Annotated in this window: 11 protein-coding genes and 1 tRNA gene; 5 read left to right on the forward strand and 7 right to left on the reverse strand. The window is 71.4% G+C overall.

From position 1 onward, the window contains the following. The first annotated feature begins 134 nt into the window (after positions 1 to 134). On the forward strand, positions 135 to 4025 hold the full coding sequence (locus tag VLK66_RS08675; RefSeq protein ID WP_325308999.1) for a PAS domain S-box protein: 3891 nt from the start codon (positions 135 to 137) through the stop codon (positions 4023 to 4025). A gap of 22 nt (positions 4026 to 4047) precedes the next feature. Here VLK66_RS08675 and VLK66_RS08680 read toward each other — a convergent pair. From VLK66_RS08680 to apaG, 3 genes are all read right to left on the reverse strand, one after another. After that, positions 4048 to 4121: transfer RNA gene (locus tag VLK66_RS08680), tRNA-Met, on the reverse strand. A 247-nt stretch (positions 4122 to 4368) separates the two neighbouring features. Then, the gene (locus VLK66_RS08685) at positions 4369 to 5814 is read right to left on the reverse strand and encodes a VCBS repeat-containing protein (RefSeq protein WP_325309000.1); all 1446 of its coding nucleotides are present in this window, start codon (positions 5812 to 5814) and stop codon (positions 4369 to 4371) included. Positions 5815 to 6132: 318 nt separating this feature from the next. Beyond that, on the reverse strand, positions 6133 to 6516 hold the full coding sequence (apaG, locus tag VLK66_RS08690; protein ID WP_325309001.1) for a Co2+/Mg2+ efflux protein ApaG: 384 nt from the start codon (positions 6514 to 6516) through the stop codon (positions 6133 to 6135). Between the two features lie 330 nt (positions 6517 to 6846). Here apaG and VLK66_RS08695 point away from each other — a divergent pair, with 330 nt between their 5' ends. Together VLK66_RS08695 and VLK66_RS08700 are read left to right on the forward strand one after the other, a co-directional pair. Next, positions 6847 to 7845, forward strand: coding sequence for a rod shape-determining protein (locus VLK66_RS08695; RefSeq protein WP_325309002.1), 999 nt, complete (start codon positions 6847 to 6849; stop codon positions 7843 to 7845). Positions 7846 to 7966: 121 nt separating this feature from the next. Continuing rightward, on the forward strand, positions 7967 to 8482 hold the full coding sequence (locus VLK66_RS08700; RefSeq protein ID WP_325309003.1) for an adenine phosphoribosyltransferase: 516 nt from the start codon (positions 7967 to 7969) through the stop codon (positions 8480 to 8482). A gap of 196 nt (positions 8483 to 8678) precedes the next feature. On the opposite strand, the gene VLK66_RS08705 is transcribed toward VLK66_RS08700, so the two are convergent. After that, positions 8679 to 9020, reverse strand: coding sequence for a hypothetical protein (locus VLK66_RS08705; protein ID WP_325309004.1), 342 nt, complete (start codon positions 9018 to 9020; stop codon positions 8679 to 8681). A gap of 325 nt (positions 9021 to 9345) precedes the next feature. Further along, the gene (locus VLK66_RS08710; protein WP_325309005.1) at positions 9346 to 10836 is read right to left on the reverse strand and encodes a thioredoxin-like domain-containing protein; all 1491 of its coding nucleotides are present in this window, start codon (positions 10834 to 10836) and stop codon (positions 9346 to 9348) included. A gap of 809 nt (positions 10837 to 11645) precedes the next feature. Between VLK66_RS08710 and VLK66_RS08715 the strand changes: the two genes are divergently transcribed. Both VLK66_RS08715 and rsgA read left to right on the forward strand, forming a co-directional pair. Continuing rightward, positions 11646 to 12569 carry an RNA polymerase sigma factor RpoD/SigA gene (locus VLK66_RS08715; protein ID WP_325309006.1) on the forward strand — a complete coding sequence of 308 codons (924 nt, stop codon included), beginning with the start codon at positions 11646 to 11648 and terminating at the stop codon, positions 12567 to 12569. A 157-nt stretch (positions 12570 to 12726) separates the two neighbouring features. Then, the gene (gene rsgA, locus VLK66_RS08720) at positions 12727 to 13638 is read left to right on the forward strand and encodes a ribosome small subunit-dependent GTPase A (RefSeq protein WP_325309007.1); all 912 of its coding nucleotides are present in this window, start codon (positions 12727 to 12729) and stop codon (positions 13636 to 13638) included. A 293-nt stretch (positions 13639 to 13931) separates the two neighbouring features. Here the strand turns inward: rsgA and VLK66_RS08725 are convergent, their stop codons facing one another. Both VLK66_RS08725 and VLK66_RS08730 read right to left on the reverse strand, forming a co-directional pair. Further along, a complete protein-coding gene (locus VLK66_RS08725; RefSeq protein ID WP_325309008.1) occupies positions 13932 to 14102 on the reverse strand; it encodes a hypothetical protein in 171 nt (56 codons plus the stop codon). A gap of 110 nt (positions 14103 to 14212) precedes the next feature. Further along, the gene (locus VLK66_RS08730; protein ID WP_325309009.1) at positions 14213 to 14899 is read right to left on the reverse strand and encodes a uracil-DNA glycosylase; all 687 of its coding nucleotides are present in this window, start codon (positions 14897 to 14899) and stop codon (positions 14213 to 14215) included. Between the last annotated feature and the right edge of the window lie 17 nt (positions 14900 to 14916).

A 14916-nucleotide genomic window follows, 5' to 3' on the forward strand; every position in this document is an offset into this window, starting at 1 on the left:
GCGGTCCGGAGGCGAGAGGGAGACGTCTCGCCGGCGCAGGCGCGGAAGGGCCGGGCGGATGCTGGTGAAGCGCGGGGGATGATCCTATGATTGTCGATTCTCCGCCCCGCCCGCGCTGCCCACCGGAAGGAAACATGGCGGCACCCGTACCCGATCGCCCTTCTTCTCCGTTCGATCCCGGCGCCGCCGGGGCGCGCGAACGCCCGGCCCGGGTGCGCTACGGCGCCGCGCTGGCGGGGACCGCGGTGGCGCTGGCCGTGTCGCTGTCGCTCAGGCAGTTCATCGCCCCCAACGTCTTCATCTTCTTCTTCGCCGCGGTCATCCTCACGGCGTGGTTCGGCGGGCGGGGGCCGGCGCTGCTGGTCACGGTGCTCGCCCTCCCGCTGGTGAACTGGTTCTTCCTGGACGCCCCGTTCGCGTGGAGCACCGCGCCGGTCACGCTGCTGCGGCTGGCGCTGTTCGCCAGCCTGGCGGTGCTGATCGGCACCATGCGCGAGTCGCTGGACGCCGCCCGCCGCCGCGCCGTGGAGGCGGCGCGCGAGAGCGGCGAGCACGCGCTGCGGCTGGAGGAGCAGGCGGTGGAGCTCGAGTCGCAGGCGGCCGAGCTCGAGGCGCAGACCGAGGAGGCGCAGGTGCTGGCCGAGGAGCTGGCCGAGGCCAACCGCCGCCTGGAAGAGAGCGCCGCGCGCAGCCTGGCCGAGGCCCAGGCGCTGGCGCACGTGGGAAGCTGGGAGTGGGAGGTGGAGCGCGACCACGTCTGGTGGTCCGACGAGATGTACCGCGTGTACGGCTTCCGCCCCGGCGAGGTGCGGGTGACGCTGGGCACCTTCCTGGAGCGCGTGCACCCCGGCGACCGCGGCCGCGTCCGCGCCGCGGTGGAGCGGAGCGTGGAGACGGGGGAGCCCTTCGAGCTGGACCACCGCATCGTCCTTTCCGACGGCGAGGCGCGGATGCTCCACGCCCGCGGCCGCGCGGAGACGGACGGCCGGGGGCGCGTGGTGCGGATGGCGGGCACGGGGCAGGACGTGACCGGCGCGCGCCAGGCCGAGGAAACCGCGCGCCGCCTGGCCGCCGAGCAGGCCGCCCGCGCCGAGGCCGAGGCCGGCCGCTGGCGGCTGGAGGCCATCCTGGAGGGGATCGGCGAGGCCTTCCTCGCGGTGGACGCCGAGTGGCGCTGCACCTGGGCCAACCGGCGCGCCGAGGAGATGATGCGCACCCCGCGCGCGGCCTTCCTGGGGCGCGTGGTGAACGAGGCGTTTCCCGAGATCGAGCAGAGCCCCTCGTGGGAGGTGCTCCACCGCGTGGCCCGCGAGCGGCGGCCGGAGCACCTGGAGTTCCACTCGCGGGCGCTGGGCGGCTGGTTCAGCCTGCACGTGGCGCCGTGGGACGGCGGGATCTCGATGTTCTTCGAGGACGTCACCGGGCAGCGGCAGGCGCAGGAAGAGCGGGCGCGGCTGGCGGCCATCGTGGAGTCCAGCGAGGACGCCATCTTCTCCAAGTCGCTCGACGGCACCGTGCTGACCTGGAACCGCGGCGCCGAGCGGCTCTACGGCTACACGGCCGGGGAGATGGTGGGACGCAGCGTCGCCCTCCTTGCCCCGCCCGACCGCCCCGACGAGATCCCGGACATCCTGCGGTGGATCGCCGCGGGCGAGCGGCTGCCGTCGTTCGAAACGGTGCGGGTGCGGCGCGACGGAACGCCGATCGACGTCCTGCTCGCCATCTCCCCCCTGCACGACGCGGCGGGGCGGGTGACGGGGGCCAGCACCATCGCCCGCGACGTGACCGAGCGGAAGCGGACGGAAGCCGCGCTGCGGGCCGGCGAGGCGCGCTACCGGCGGCTGATCGAGACGGCCGAGGAGGGGATCTGGCTGCTGGACGCGGAGGGGCGCACCACCTACGTGAACGAGCGGATGACGGCGCTGCTCGGCCGCCCGGCGGCGGAGATCGCGGGCCGGCCGCTGACCGCGTTCGTGCATCCGGATGCCCGCGCCGAGGTGGCCGCGCACCTGGCCCGCCGCATGGACGGCGCGCGCGAGCGCCACGACGTGCGGCTGGTGCGCGCCGACGGCTCGGACCTGTGGGCGCTGGTGTCGCTCAGCACCGTTTCCGGCGGCCAGGCGGAAGAGGCGGGAACGCTGGCGATGGTCACCGACGTGACCGACCGCCGCCGCGCCGAGGAGTCCATGCGCTTCCTGGCCGAGGCCAGCCGCGTGCTGGCGCAGTCGCTGGACTACCCCACGGTGCTGGCCAGCCTGTCGCGGCTGGTGGTGCCGCGGCTGGCCGACTGGTGCGCCGTGGTGCTGGCCGGCGACGGCGGCCCGCAGGCCGAGGTGGCGCACGCCGACCCCGCGCGGGCGCCGCGGGTGCGCGAGCTGCTGGCCGTGCGCGCCGCAGCCGGCGGCGAGACCACCATCGGCGGCGCGGTCCGCTCGGGGCGCTCGGTGCTGGTGGAGGACCACGCCGCCGAGGTGCTGCGCGGGCAGGTGGCCCATCCGCGCTACGACGAGCTGCTGGCGGAGCTCGCCCCCGTCTCCCTCGTTATCGTCCCCCTCGTGCTGGACGGCGCCGCGCGTGGGGCCATCGTGCTGGCGTCGGCAGACGCGGCGCGGCGCTACGGCCCGGCCGACCGCGCGCTGGCCGAGGAGCTGGCGCGCCGCGCCGCCACCGCGCTGGAGAACGCGCGCCTTCACCAGGCCGAGCACGAGGCCCGCCGCCAGGCCGAGCGGGCGGCGGGGCAGATCGCGCGGCTGCAGGCCGTCACCGCCGGGCTGGCCACCGCGCGGACGATGGAGGAGGTGGCGCAGGCCGCGCTGGGCGAGAGCATGCGCGCGCTCGGCGCGGCCGCCGGGTGGATCAGCCAGCTGAAGCCGGCGAGCGACCGGGTGGAGCTGGTGTGGGCCACCGGCCACGCGGCCGACGTGATGGACGAGTTCCGCAGCGTTCCCCTGGACCTCAACATCCCCCTGGCCGACGCGGTGCGCACCGGCGAGATCCTGTGCCTGGAGAGCCGCGAGGCGCTGGAGCGGCTGTACCCCGGCATCCCCGACCGCGGCCAGCGCTCGCGCTACGGCGCGTGGGCGGTGGTGCCGATGTGGGTGGAGGGGCGCGCGGTGGGCGGGCTGGTGCTGAACTTCGCCGAGGCGCGGGCGTTCGACGGCGAGACGCGCGACTACCTGCTGGCGGTGGCGCGGCAGGGCGCGCTGGCGCTGGAGCGGGCGCGGCTGTACGAGGCCGAGCGCACCGCCCGCGCCGAAGCCGAGGCGGCCAACCGCGCCAAGTTCGAGTTCCTGACCACCATGAGCCACGAGCTGCGCACGCCGCTGAATGCCATCGCCGGGTACGTGGACCTGCTGGAGTTGGAGATCCGCGGCCCCCTGACCGAGGCGCAGCACGCCGACCTGCAGCGCATCCGCCGCAGCCAGACGCACCTGCTGGGGCTGATCAACGACGTGCTGAACTTCGCGCGCATCGAAACCGGGCACGTGCACTTCGACGTGCGCGACGTGGCGGTGGGCGAGCTGCTGGAGGGGGTGGAGGAGCTGATCGCGCCGCAGGTCCGGGCGCGCGGGCAGTCGTACGAGTACCGGCGCTGCGATGCGGCGGTGGAGGTGCGCGCCGACGCCGAGAAGCTGCGGCAGATCGTGCTGAACCTGCTCTCCAACGCGGTGAAGTTCACCCCCGAGGGCGGGTGCATCACGCTGTCGGGCGAGGCGGACGGCGACGCGGTGCGGGTGCGTGTGGCCGACACGGGGATCGGCATCCCCGCCGACAAGCTGGGCACCATCTTCGAGCCCTTCGTGCAGGTGAACGCGGGGTACACGCGCACCAGCGAGGGCACGGGGCTGGGGCTCTCCATCAGCCGCGACCTGGCCCGGGCGATGGGCGGCGAGCTCGACGCCGAGAGCCGCGAGGGCGAGGGCTCCGTCTTCACCCTCATCCTCCCCCGTGCCCCGTCCTCGCCGACGACGGCGAGCGAGGGTCAGGCGGAGGCGGCGGAAACACGAAGCGCCTCCGGATCGTGAGATCCGGAGGCGCTTTCGGCCATAGCGGGGGCGGGATTCGAACCCGCGACCTTCGGGTTATGAGCCCGACGAGCTACCAGGCTGCTCCACCCCGCGACGCGTGTGCCGACATAACAGAGAGCAAGGTTTGAAGCCTGATACGTGAGTATCGTTGGGTGACATCCCCGCAGTCTTCCGCGATGTCCGTCGAAGGACTCCACGTCCGCTGCAGGATCAGCCCCCGGCTTCAATGATATCGGCTCAAACATGAAACTCTCTGCCATGCCGAACGCATCTAACTTACTGCCATTCCAAGTTTAAGTCAAGTGGCCGCTTAGCGAGATTCGGGAGATTTGGGTCCTGGTCAGTGGAAGGGCCGCCTCAGCCGGACCACGGCGCCGCGGCCGAAGGTGCCGTCGCCGCGCCCCATCAGCAGGGCGATGTCGTCGGAATCCTCGTTGGCGACCGCGATGTCCGGCTTCCCGTCTCCGTTCACGTCCGCGATGGCCAGCGCGGCGGGCCAGCGCCCCACCGGGAGGCGTGCGCTGCGGCGGAAGCGCCCGCCGCCGGTGCCCAGCAGCACCACCAGCACGTCGCGGTAGCGGCTGGTGGCGGCCACCAGGTCGGGGCGCCCGTCACCGTTCACGTCGCCCACCGCCGACGCGTCCACCCACAGTTCCACGGGCACCTGCCTCACCGCGAAGCTCCCGCCGCGGTTCAGCAGCACCGCAACGTTCCGCACCTGCCCCGAGGCGACCACGTCCGGCTTCCCGTCTCCGTCCACGTCGGCGACGTGGAGCTGGCTCGGCGCGAACCCGGCGTCGGCGTCAGTGCGGGCGCCCAGCCCGCCCCGGCCGTCGCCGCGCAGGATGGCGACGCGGTGGTCGAGCCCGAGCGCGCCGGCGTCCGCGACGGCCACGTCCTGCCGCCCGTCGCCGTCCAGGTCGGCGACGGCGAGAGCGCCGAGGCGCGCGTCGGCGGAGAAGCCGCGGGCCGCGCGGAAGCCGCCTCGCCCGTCGTTCAGCATCACCGTCACCGTGCCGTGGTCCTGGCGCGTGGCGACCAGGTCAGGCGCTCCGTCGCCGTTCATGTCGGCCACCGCCAGCCAGTTGGCGCTGTCGGCCAGCTCCCTCGCCGCGCCGAAGCCGCCGCGGCCGTCGCCCGGGTGGAGGCGCACGGCGGAGTATTCGGGGGCCACGACCAGGTCCGCGCGGCCGTCGCGGTTCACGTCCGCGAGTGTGACCACGTCGGTGAAGCGCGGCGTGGTGGTGAACGACGGCGCGCCGAACCCGCCGCGGCCGTCGCCGGGGAGCAGGAAGGTCGTTCCCGTGTAGCCGCCCACGAGCAGGTCCATCCGCCCGTCGCCGTTCAGGTCCGCCGCGGAAAGCGAGTGCGGAATGGCCGTGGCCAGCCCGTTTGGCTGGTACTCGGTGCCGTCGTAGCGGTAGATGACCGGCACGGGCCGCTGCGTGCCGGTCATCGGCGCCTCGCTGCGCAGATCGCGGTAGCCGTGCGTGCGGTGGCGCAGCGGCTCCAGCCCGCCCTCCGCCGTCTCGGCGGCCAGCAGCCGGGTGAACGCGCCGTCTGCCTCCTGGCGATAGTAGTAGCTCACGCACAGCTCGGCGCTCCCGCACATCCCCAGCATCTCCACCTCCTCCCTGCCGTCGCCGTTCAGGTCGGTGCGGGTGCGGATGCCGAACTCCTCGTGCCGCACGCCGATCCAGTCCCAGTCGCGCGCCATGTCGCGCAGGATGCCCACCGGCACGTTCGGGCTCTCGACGACGGCGGCGGCGCTGTCGGACAGGGTCAAAGCAGCGGAAGGCGTGGCGGCGGGCGGCGCGCTCGCATGCGCCTGCCTCGGCGCGCGCGGATGCGCATCTCCGCACGCGGCCAGGGACGCGCACGCGAGGACGGCCGCGACGCGCGGGAGCCGGGCGATGCTGTTCATCGGGGGAGAGGAGCGGACTTCGGGAGGAGACGAACTTCGGAGGATGTAGATTCTACCGCGCCGCGCGCCGGACGTTTCACATCACGCTCGCGATCCGCCGAAAACACGCCGGGGGGATGGGGATGAAGATGGAACCATCTCCATCTCCCCATCGCCCCCGACCTCGCTTTCGATGCCGGATCAGGCGCTGAAGGTGCGGAGGAGGAAGCGGGGGATGTCGGCGCGGAAGACACCGCCGTCGGGGCGGCGGAACTCGTAGTAGCCCTCCATCGACCCCTCGGGCCCTTCGAGGACGCAGAAGCTCTGGTACTCGTGCACGTCGCCGGGGCCGATGAGCGGCTGCTCGCCGACCACGCCCTCGCCCTCGACCTCGCTCTCGCCGCTGGCCGAGTCGTGGATGTACCAGTGGCGCCAGACGAGCTGCGCCGCCTGGTCGCCCACGTTCTCGATGCGCATGCGGTAGGCGAACACGTAGCGCTCGTCGCCGGGATCGCTGTGCTCGGCCACGTAGAACGGCTGGGCGATGACGCGGATCCCCTGGGTCTCGCGGTGGAAGAACGACATGCGTGCTCCGATCGGGTTGGGTGGGGCCTCACTGCGAAGGCTAAACGCCCGGCGGGGCGAGGTCAATCGTGGAGAAGGGGAAAAGAAGTCCTAAGTCCTGAGTCCTAAGTCCTGAGTCCTAAGTGCTGAGTGCTGAGTGCTGAGTGCTGAGTGCCGGGTATCAGGGGCGAGATCCGGGTTCCGAACCACTTGGGACTTGGGACTTGGGACTCAGGACTACTCCGCGCCTGTCCGCGCGCCGACTGTCGGGTTAGATTCCGGCCGTTCATCCGCACCAGCCCCGGGCCCGTAGCGGACGCGCCACCTCCACCGGAACGACTGCGCAACTCCGTGCCAGATATCGCGGTAGACCTCGGCACCGCAAACACGCTGATCCAGGTGAAGGGCGAGGGCATCGTGCTGAACGAGCCCTCGGTGGTTGCCGTGGAGCGCCGCACCGGAAAGGTGCGCGCCATCGGCCTCGAGGCCAAGCGCATGCTGGGCCGCACGCCCGAGGGGATCATCGCCGTCAAGCCCATGCGCGACGGCGTGATCGCTGACGTGGACATGGCCGAGCGGATGCTGCGCGAGTACCTGGCCCGCGTCCTTCCCAAGCGCATCTTCCGCATCAAGCCGCGCGTGGTCATCGGCGTGCCCTCGGGCATCACCGAGATGGAGCGGCGGGCGGTGCGCGCGGCGGTGATGGCCGCGGGCGCCAAGGAGGTGTGGCTCATCTCCGAGCCCATGGCGGCCGCCATCGGCGTGGGCCTTCCCGTCGTCTCGCCCCGCGGCAGCATGGTGGTGAACATCGGCGGGGGGACCACGGAGATCGGGGTCATCGCCCTCTCCGGCATCGTGGCCGACGCCTCCATCCGCACGGGCGGCTGGGAGTTCGACGAGGCGATCATGGCCTTCGTGCGCAAGAGCTACAACCTGCTGATCGGCGAGGCCACGGCCGAGAGCATCAAGATCCAGATCGGCTCCGCGCGCGCCACCGGACAGGAGCGCGAGATGGACGTGAACGGCCGCGACCTGGTGAGCGGCATCCCCAAGACGGTGCGGCTGTACAGCGAGGAGATCCGCGAGGCCATTCAGGAGCCGGTGCACGCCATCGCCAGCGCCGTGCGCCGCGCGCTGGAGATCACCCCGCCCGAGCTTTCCGCCGATATCGTGGACGAGGGGATCGTGATGACCGGCGGCGGCGCGCTGCTGAAGGGCCTGGACCTCCTGCTGGCCGAGGAAACCCAGCTCCCCATCCACGTCGACTCCGAGCCGCTGTCCTGCGTGGTCCGCGGCGCGGGGATGGTGCTGGATGACTGGGACAAGTACAGCGGCGTGCTGGCACGATAAGAGGAGAAAAGAAGTCCTAAGTCCTAAGTGCCAAGTCCTAAGTGGGACTGATCACTCCCACTTAGGACTTAGGACTTAGGACTCAGGACTTACGACTTCCCACCCCAACCCCTCCCGACCCGTGGACCACCTCAAGACGCTGATCCGCGACGTACCCGACTTTCCCGTCGAAGGCATCCTTTTCCGCGACGTGACGCCGCTGCTGCGCGCGCCCGGCGCGCTGCGCGAGGTGGTGACGCACCTCGCCGAGCGCTACCGCGACGCGCGGATCGACGTGGTGGCGGGGATCGAGTCGCGCGGCTTCATCTTCGGCGCGCCGCTGGCGCTGGAGCTGGGCGTGGGCTTCGTCCCCATCCGCAAGGTGGGCAAGCTCCCCGCCGAGAAGATCCACCGCGAGTACGCGCTGGAGTACGGCACCGCCGCGCTGGAGATGCACGTCGACGGCGTCCGATCCGGCGAGCGCGTGCTGCTGATCGACGACCTGCTGGCCACCGGCGGCACCGCCTCCGCCAGCGCGCACCTGGTCGAGCAGCTCGGCGGCCAGGTGGCGGCGATCGCCTTCCTCGTCGAGCTCGGCTTCCTGGGCGGCCGCAAGCTGTTGCAGAACCACGACGTGTACGCGATGCTGGAGTACTGATCCTCCATCGGGATTTCGCGAAGAAGCCCCTCGCCCGGAAGCACTCGGGCGGGGGGCTTTGCGATGGATCAAGCCGAGCCCAGGCAGGATCAGGGGAATGGAATTCCCCTGCAACAACAGCACAAAGTCCCTGCGGGACTGCGGCCTCGGGACCCGGAGCCCGGGGCTTGGGTTCGGTACGCACCCCGGTCGGTTATCACCGCATGAACCAGAGTACGTGGCCGCAGCGGAGGCAGATGTAGTTCTCGGCGGACGGGTTTGCCCAGTCGATCCCGAAGAATGAGGCGCCGCGGGTGTCCATCAGCGTTTTGCGGGTCCAGAACCGGTCGTGCGCGCAGATGGGGCAAGGCACCTGGCGTCCCTGAACCACCAACGAGGTGCCCTCCTCCCGCTTTACCTGCGCCGACGGGAGCCGCGCGCCGATCTCCCCGGGGAGCGTTTCGCCGCACTTCGAGCACCACGCGTACGGATGGTCGCTCCAGATCGTGGCACCGCACGACGGGCACTTCCCGATCTCCTGCCGCTCCGCCTTGCTCATGACCGCGCTCCATCAACGGTGAAACCGCTCGCCGGCCGTTCGGCCGCGTACGATCTATGTCGTTGCGCTGCATGAGGTTTCGTCGCGGCAGCCGCCCTCGCACCGGGCGAATGAATTCGCGGCAACAACAGCACAAAGTCCCTGCGGGACTGCCCCCCGGCTTCCCGGCGAGTCGGCAGCACCGCTGTTGGAGAGCCAATGCAACACCGGTGCAGGCGATCAGCCCGGATGCATGACAGCAGTCCCGCAGGGACTTTGTGCTGTTGTTGCCCCCGAATTCCATTCGGGGTAAGGGGAAGAGAGAAGCCGGCCACCCCACCCCCGATCACCCCTCCCGCAGCTCCACCGTCCGCACCTGCCGCGTCGCCAGGTCGATCACCCGCAGCGCGTGGTTGTTGGTGTCGGCCACGTACGCCCGCGCGCCGTCGGGCGTCACGGAGATGCCGCCCGGCTCCCAGAAGCGCGCCGCTTCCCCATCCCCATCCATCAGCCCCGCCTCGCCCGAGCCGGCGAAGGCGCGGGCCTCGCGGGTGTACGGATCGACCGTCTTCACACGGTGGTTGTAGGTGTCGGCGACGAGCAGCTTCCGCTCGCCCGGCCACCACGCCAGCCCCTGCGCGTGCTGCAGCCGCACGTCGTCGCCGGTGCCGTCCTGGTCGCCGAAGTCGAAGAGGCCGGTGCCCACGATCGTGCGCACGTCCGCCCCCGCCACGGCGTAGCGGATCGCCGACGACTCCGCGTCGGCGAACCAGATGCGGTTGCCATCCGTGGCGATGCCGCTGGGCTGCGCGAGCGCCGCCAGCGGCAGCTCCGCGTCGTACACCTCCTCCGCGCCGGAGCCCGCGAACACCTCCGCCGCGCCCGCGTCCGGATCGATGCGCCAGAGCTGGTGCGGGCCGGCCATCGCCACATACAGCCGCCCGTCCTTCCACAGCAGGTCCCATGGCGAGTTCAGCGGCGTGTCCAGCGCCGGGCCGCCCTGGTAGCGCTGCCGCGCCTGGTCGCCCACGCCCGCCACCGTCGCCACCCGCTCGCCGTTCAGGTCGATCGCGCGGACCAGGTGATTGCCGGTGTCGGCGACGTAGAGGGTGCGGTCCGCCAGCGCCAGCCCGTGCGGCGCGCGGAAGGCGGCGGAGCCCGCATCGCCGTCCATCCACCCCGCCTCCCCCGAGCCGTAGGCGCGCAGCACCCGCCCGCTCGCGCCGCCGCCGTCCAGCGCCACCTGCAGCACGCGGTGGTGCCCCGTATCGGCCACGAACAGCTGCCCGTCCGCCGCCGCGTGCGCCTTCGCGGGGAAGCGCAGGATCCCCGGCTCTGGCGGCTGCGTCTGCGGCACGAAGGGGGCGGGCGCTCCGCCCATCTTCCCCGCCCTGCGCAGCGCGTCCACGAACTCGCCGATCACCGGCGTCAGCTGCTCGGCCGTCACCTCGCCGGGCTGCATCCCCAGCACGTAGCCATCGGGAGATACCACCGCCAGCGTGGGCCAGGCGTTCACCGTGTACTCGCGCCAGGTGCGGAACTGCCGGTCGTTCAGCACGGGGTGATGCACGCCCAGCCGCTCGCAGGCGCGGGCGATGTTGGCCGTCACCCGCTCGTTGATGAACTTCCCCGAGTGCACGCCGGCCACGATCACCTCGTCGGGAAAGCGCCGCTCCAGCTCGGCCAGCTCGGGGATCATGTGAAGACAATTGATGCAGCCGTAGGTCCAGAAATCGAGCACCAGGATGCGCCCGCGGAAGTCCGCCAGCGTGAGATGCCGCCCGCCGGTGTTGATCCACTCCAGCTCGGGCCTGAAGTCGGGTGCGCGTACCGCCATTGCCGTGCTCCGATCGGTTGGGGGGAAGATGGAGAAGGTCGATGCGCCGGCGCGCGGGCGCAACCTCTCTGGAAGGCGAATGAATTCGCGGCAACAACGGCCCGAAGTCCGCCTTCGCGCCGCCTTCGCGGACTCCGCTTCCAGCATCCGGGCGGATTGCCAGCACTGTGCAGCCGAGCCTTTCCGGCACCGGTTCCGCCACCTGCGCGAAAGCCGGAGAGCAGTCCCGCAGGGACTTTGTGCTGTTGTTGCCGCGAATTCATTCGCCTTTCCCGCAAGGACGGGGGAATTGACGGGCGATTCCGGAGAGCGGGAAGCAGATGAAACGTTTGCGGTGGATTAATCGTCATCTACGGTAGGAACTTCGGGAACCTGGGGCGGGCCCGGCGGTATTCCACCTGTGCGAACGAGGGCCGGCCCGCGCGTTCTTTCCCGTTGACGGGGCACGGAGGGCGCACTACCTTGTGCGCCCCCCACGCTCCGCGAGGGCGTACCGGCGGCAGACTTTTCACCCCTTTTCGGCAGCATGAGCTTCACCGTGGCAAGCACCCGGCAACACCCCGGCCATGACCGGGAGCGGCTCCGCGCAGCGATGCGCGGGGTGGGGTGCTTCGGCACGGGAAGGGGGCGGGAGCAGGCGTAGGCGCGGAAATCCGCGTCCCGCACCGTTTCCCGCCCGGCCGCACCCGCAGCGCCGGGCGGATTTGTTTTCCGGCGGGCAGACCTTTTGCAGAACCGGCCCCATTTCCGGCCCGCGCCGGCCACAACGGCAGGCGGGCCTCCGTGAAGGCGGAGAGGCGACAGAAGACATGGCTACGGCAGCGCGCAAGAGCACGAACACCCCGGCACGCAAGCGCAAGCGTACGGCCACCCGGCCGGACGGCGAGTTCGGCGCGCCCAACGAGGACCAGAGCAGTCTCGACCAGTACCTCAAGGAGGTGAGCACGCACAAGCTGCTCACCCCCGCCGAGGAGATCGAGCTGGGCCGCCGCGCGCGCGCGGGTGAGGAAGACGCCGTCAACGAGCTCACGCGGGCCAACCTGCGCTTCGTGATCTCGGTGGCCAAGAAGTACCAGAACCGCGGTGTGTCCCTCTCGGACCTGATCCAGGAGGGGAACGTGGGGCTGGTGACGGCCGCGCGGAAGTTCGACCCGGACCAGGGGGTGAAGTTCATCTCCTACGCCGTGTGGTGGATCCGCCAGGCCATCCTGTCGGCGCTGGCCAACCAGGGGCGCAGCGTGCGCGTGCCCCTGAACCGCGCCAGCGACCTGGCCAAGATCTTCCGCGAGCGCGAGCGCCTGAAGCAGGAGCTGCGGCGCGACCCCACGCCGCAGGAGCTCAGCGAGGCCACGGGGCTGTCCACCGAGATCGTGGAGAGCCTGCAGACGCTGAACGCCGCCGAGATCCGGCTGGACGCGCCCATCGGCGACAGCGACGACAGCCAGCTGATGGACCGCTTCATCGCCGAGGAGGCGATCGTCACCGAGGACGAGGTGGAGGAGCGGCTGCTTTCCGAGCGGGTGGAGCGTGCGCTGGGCACGCTGCAGCCGCGCGACGCCAAGGTGCTGAAGCTGTACTTCGGGCTGGAGGGCGGGCGCGAGCACACGCTCGAGGAGATCGGCGACATCCTGGGCGTGACCCGCGAGCGCATCCGCCAGCTGCGCGACCGCGCGCTCAAGCGCCTGCGCGAGGGCGAGATGGGCGAGGCGCTGGCCTCCTTCGCCACCGCATGAGCGGGCGCGACGGGAGGGAAACGAGGGCACTCCGCCACGCGGCGGAGTGCCCTTCGCTTTCTCCAAAGTGCGGAAGTGCGGAAGTGCGCGAGTGCGTGAGTGCGTCCGGACCCGGCGCACTCCCGCACTCACGCACGTCCGCACTGGGGTTCCCGCCATGCTGACCGGCACCGTTCTCCGCAAGCAGGGCGGCGTGTACGAGGTGGAAACCGCCGAGGGCCTGCGCGACGCGGTGCTGCGCGGCAAGCTGAAGCGCGACGACCGCTCGGGCGACATGGTGGTGGTCGGCGACCGCGTGGACATGGACCGCGAGCAGGCGGGAACCGACGCCGCGTGGGCCATCATGCGCGTGCACGACCGCTCCACGGTGCTGGCCCGCCGCGCGCCGGGAAAGGCGCCGCGCGCCAAGGTCATCGCCGCCAACCTGGACCAGGTGCTGATCGTGTTCGCCGCGGCCAACCCCGCGCCGCACCTGCGCATGCTGGACCGCTTCCTGGTCATCGCCGCCGACGCCGACATCCGCCCCGTGATCGTGGTGAACAAGACGGACGTGTCGGGCGAGGACGAGGCGCGGCGCACCTTCGCCCCCTATGTGGCGGCGGGGTACGACGTGCTTTTCACCGCGGCCAAGCGCGGCGTGGGGGTCGAGGACGTGCGCGGCGCCATCTGCGGATGCACGTCGGCGCTCGCGGGGCCGTCGGGGGTGGGAAAGAGCAGCCTGCTGAACGCGGTGCAGCCCGGGCTGGGGCTGCGCGTGGCCGAGATCAGCGAGGCGGTGAACAAGGGGCGCCACACCACCGTCACCGCGCAGCTCATCCCGCTGGAGTGCGGCGGGTACGTGGCCGACACTCCGGGCCTGCGCGAGCTGGGGCTGTGGGAGATCGACCGCGACCAGCTGCAGTTCTACTTCCCCGAGTTCGAGGCGCTGCTGGGCGGCTGCCGCTACCCCACCTGCACGCACGTGCACGAGCCCGGCTGCGCCATCCAGGACGCCGCCGCGGCGGGCAAGCTGGATGCGGGCCGATACGAGAGCTACCGGCGGATGATGACGGGCGAGGACGAAGAGTAGGGGGATTCGATTCCCCAGACGGACGAAGAGCCGCGGAGGAGCGATTCCCCCGCGGCTCTTCACGTCCATCCGACCTGATCCTGAGCTGAGTCGTCCGCCTGCGCGCGTCCGGGGAGGATGGAAGGAGATCAGTCCTGAGCGCCGGTGCCGCGGAGTGAGCGGATCAGCCTCGCGCAGTTTGCGAGGCTTCCCATAGTTGTTGCTGCAACGCTGCAACTTCAGTCGCCGGTGACCGGCTGCGCGCGGGCCTTTCTATCTACTCAGCCATCCTCCGAGTCTTTCCGCCTTCAAGATCAGGCCGGGCTCGCGAAGGTGTCCGTCGGGCACACGCCGCAGGCGGAGAGCTCGCTGATGCACTGGCGGTACGAGTCGTGGTCCGCCTGCGCCTCGTCGTCGCTCAGCACGGCGGAGGTGGCGAACGACTGCACGCGCAGGTTGGAGAGGTCGAGTCGCGTCCGTTTCATCTTCGCCATCCTGTCTGGGGGGAGAGATCGTTCGCGCCGGATCGCCGTCCGCGGCGAGGCGGTGTGACGGAATGTCGGACCGGATCCGGCGCGGCGCAACGATCCCCTGATCATCCCCCGTCCTCGTCGATCGCCCGGCGCGCGGCGGTGAAGACGGCGTCGAGCATGGGCTCGGTCAGGCGGCCGGTGAAGGTGTTCTGCTGGCTGGGGTGGTACGAGCCGATGAGCGTGAGCCCCGACGCCAGCCGCGCCTCGGCCGCGTGCCCGAACTTCGGCAGCGGCGTGGGGAGCGCGTGGCCGGCGTCGCGCAGAAGGCGCAGGGCGCCATCCCACGCGAACTTCCCCAGGCAGACGATGGCCCGCAGGTTCGGCAGCGCCGCCAGCTCGGCCACGGCGAACGGGAAGCAGGCGTCGCGCTCGTCGGGGAGCGGCTTGTTGTCGGGTGGCGCGCACTTCACCGCGGCGGTGATCCACGCGTCCGTCACCGCCAGGCCGTCGCCGCGGTGCGTGCTGGTGGGCTGGTTGGCGAAGCCCGCGCGGTGCAGCGCCGCGTACAGCCAGTCGCCGCTGCGGTCGCCGGTGAACACGCGGCCGGTGCGGTTGCCGCCGTGCGCCGCCGGGGCCAGCCCCAGGATCAGCAGCCGCGCCGCGGGGTCGCCGAAGCCCGGGATCGGCCGCCCCCAGTACTCCTCGTTGCGGTACGCGCGCCGCTTCTCGCGCGCCACCTGCTCGCGCCACTCCACCAGCCGCGCGCACCGGCGGCAGGCGACCACTTCGTTTTCGATGACCTTCAGCATGCCGGGCGTGCGGTGAA

It is taken from the genome of Longimicrobium sp. (genome assembly GCF_035474595.1).
In the GTDB taxonomy this organism is placed as follows: domain Bacteria; phylum Gemmatimonadota; class Gemmatimonadetes; order Longimicrobiales; family Longimicrobiaceae; genus Longimicrobium.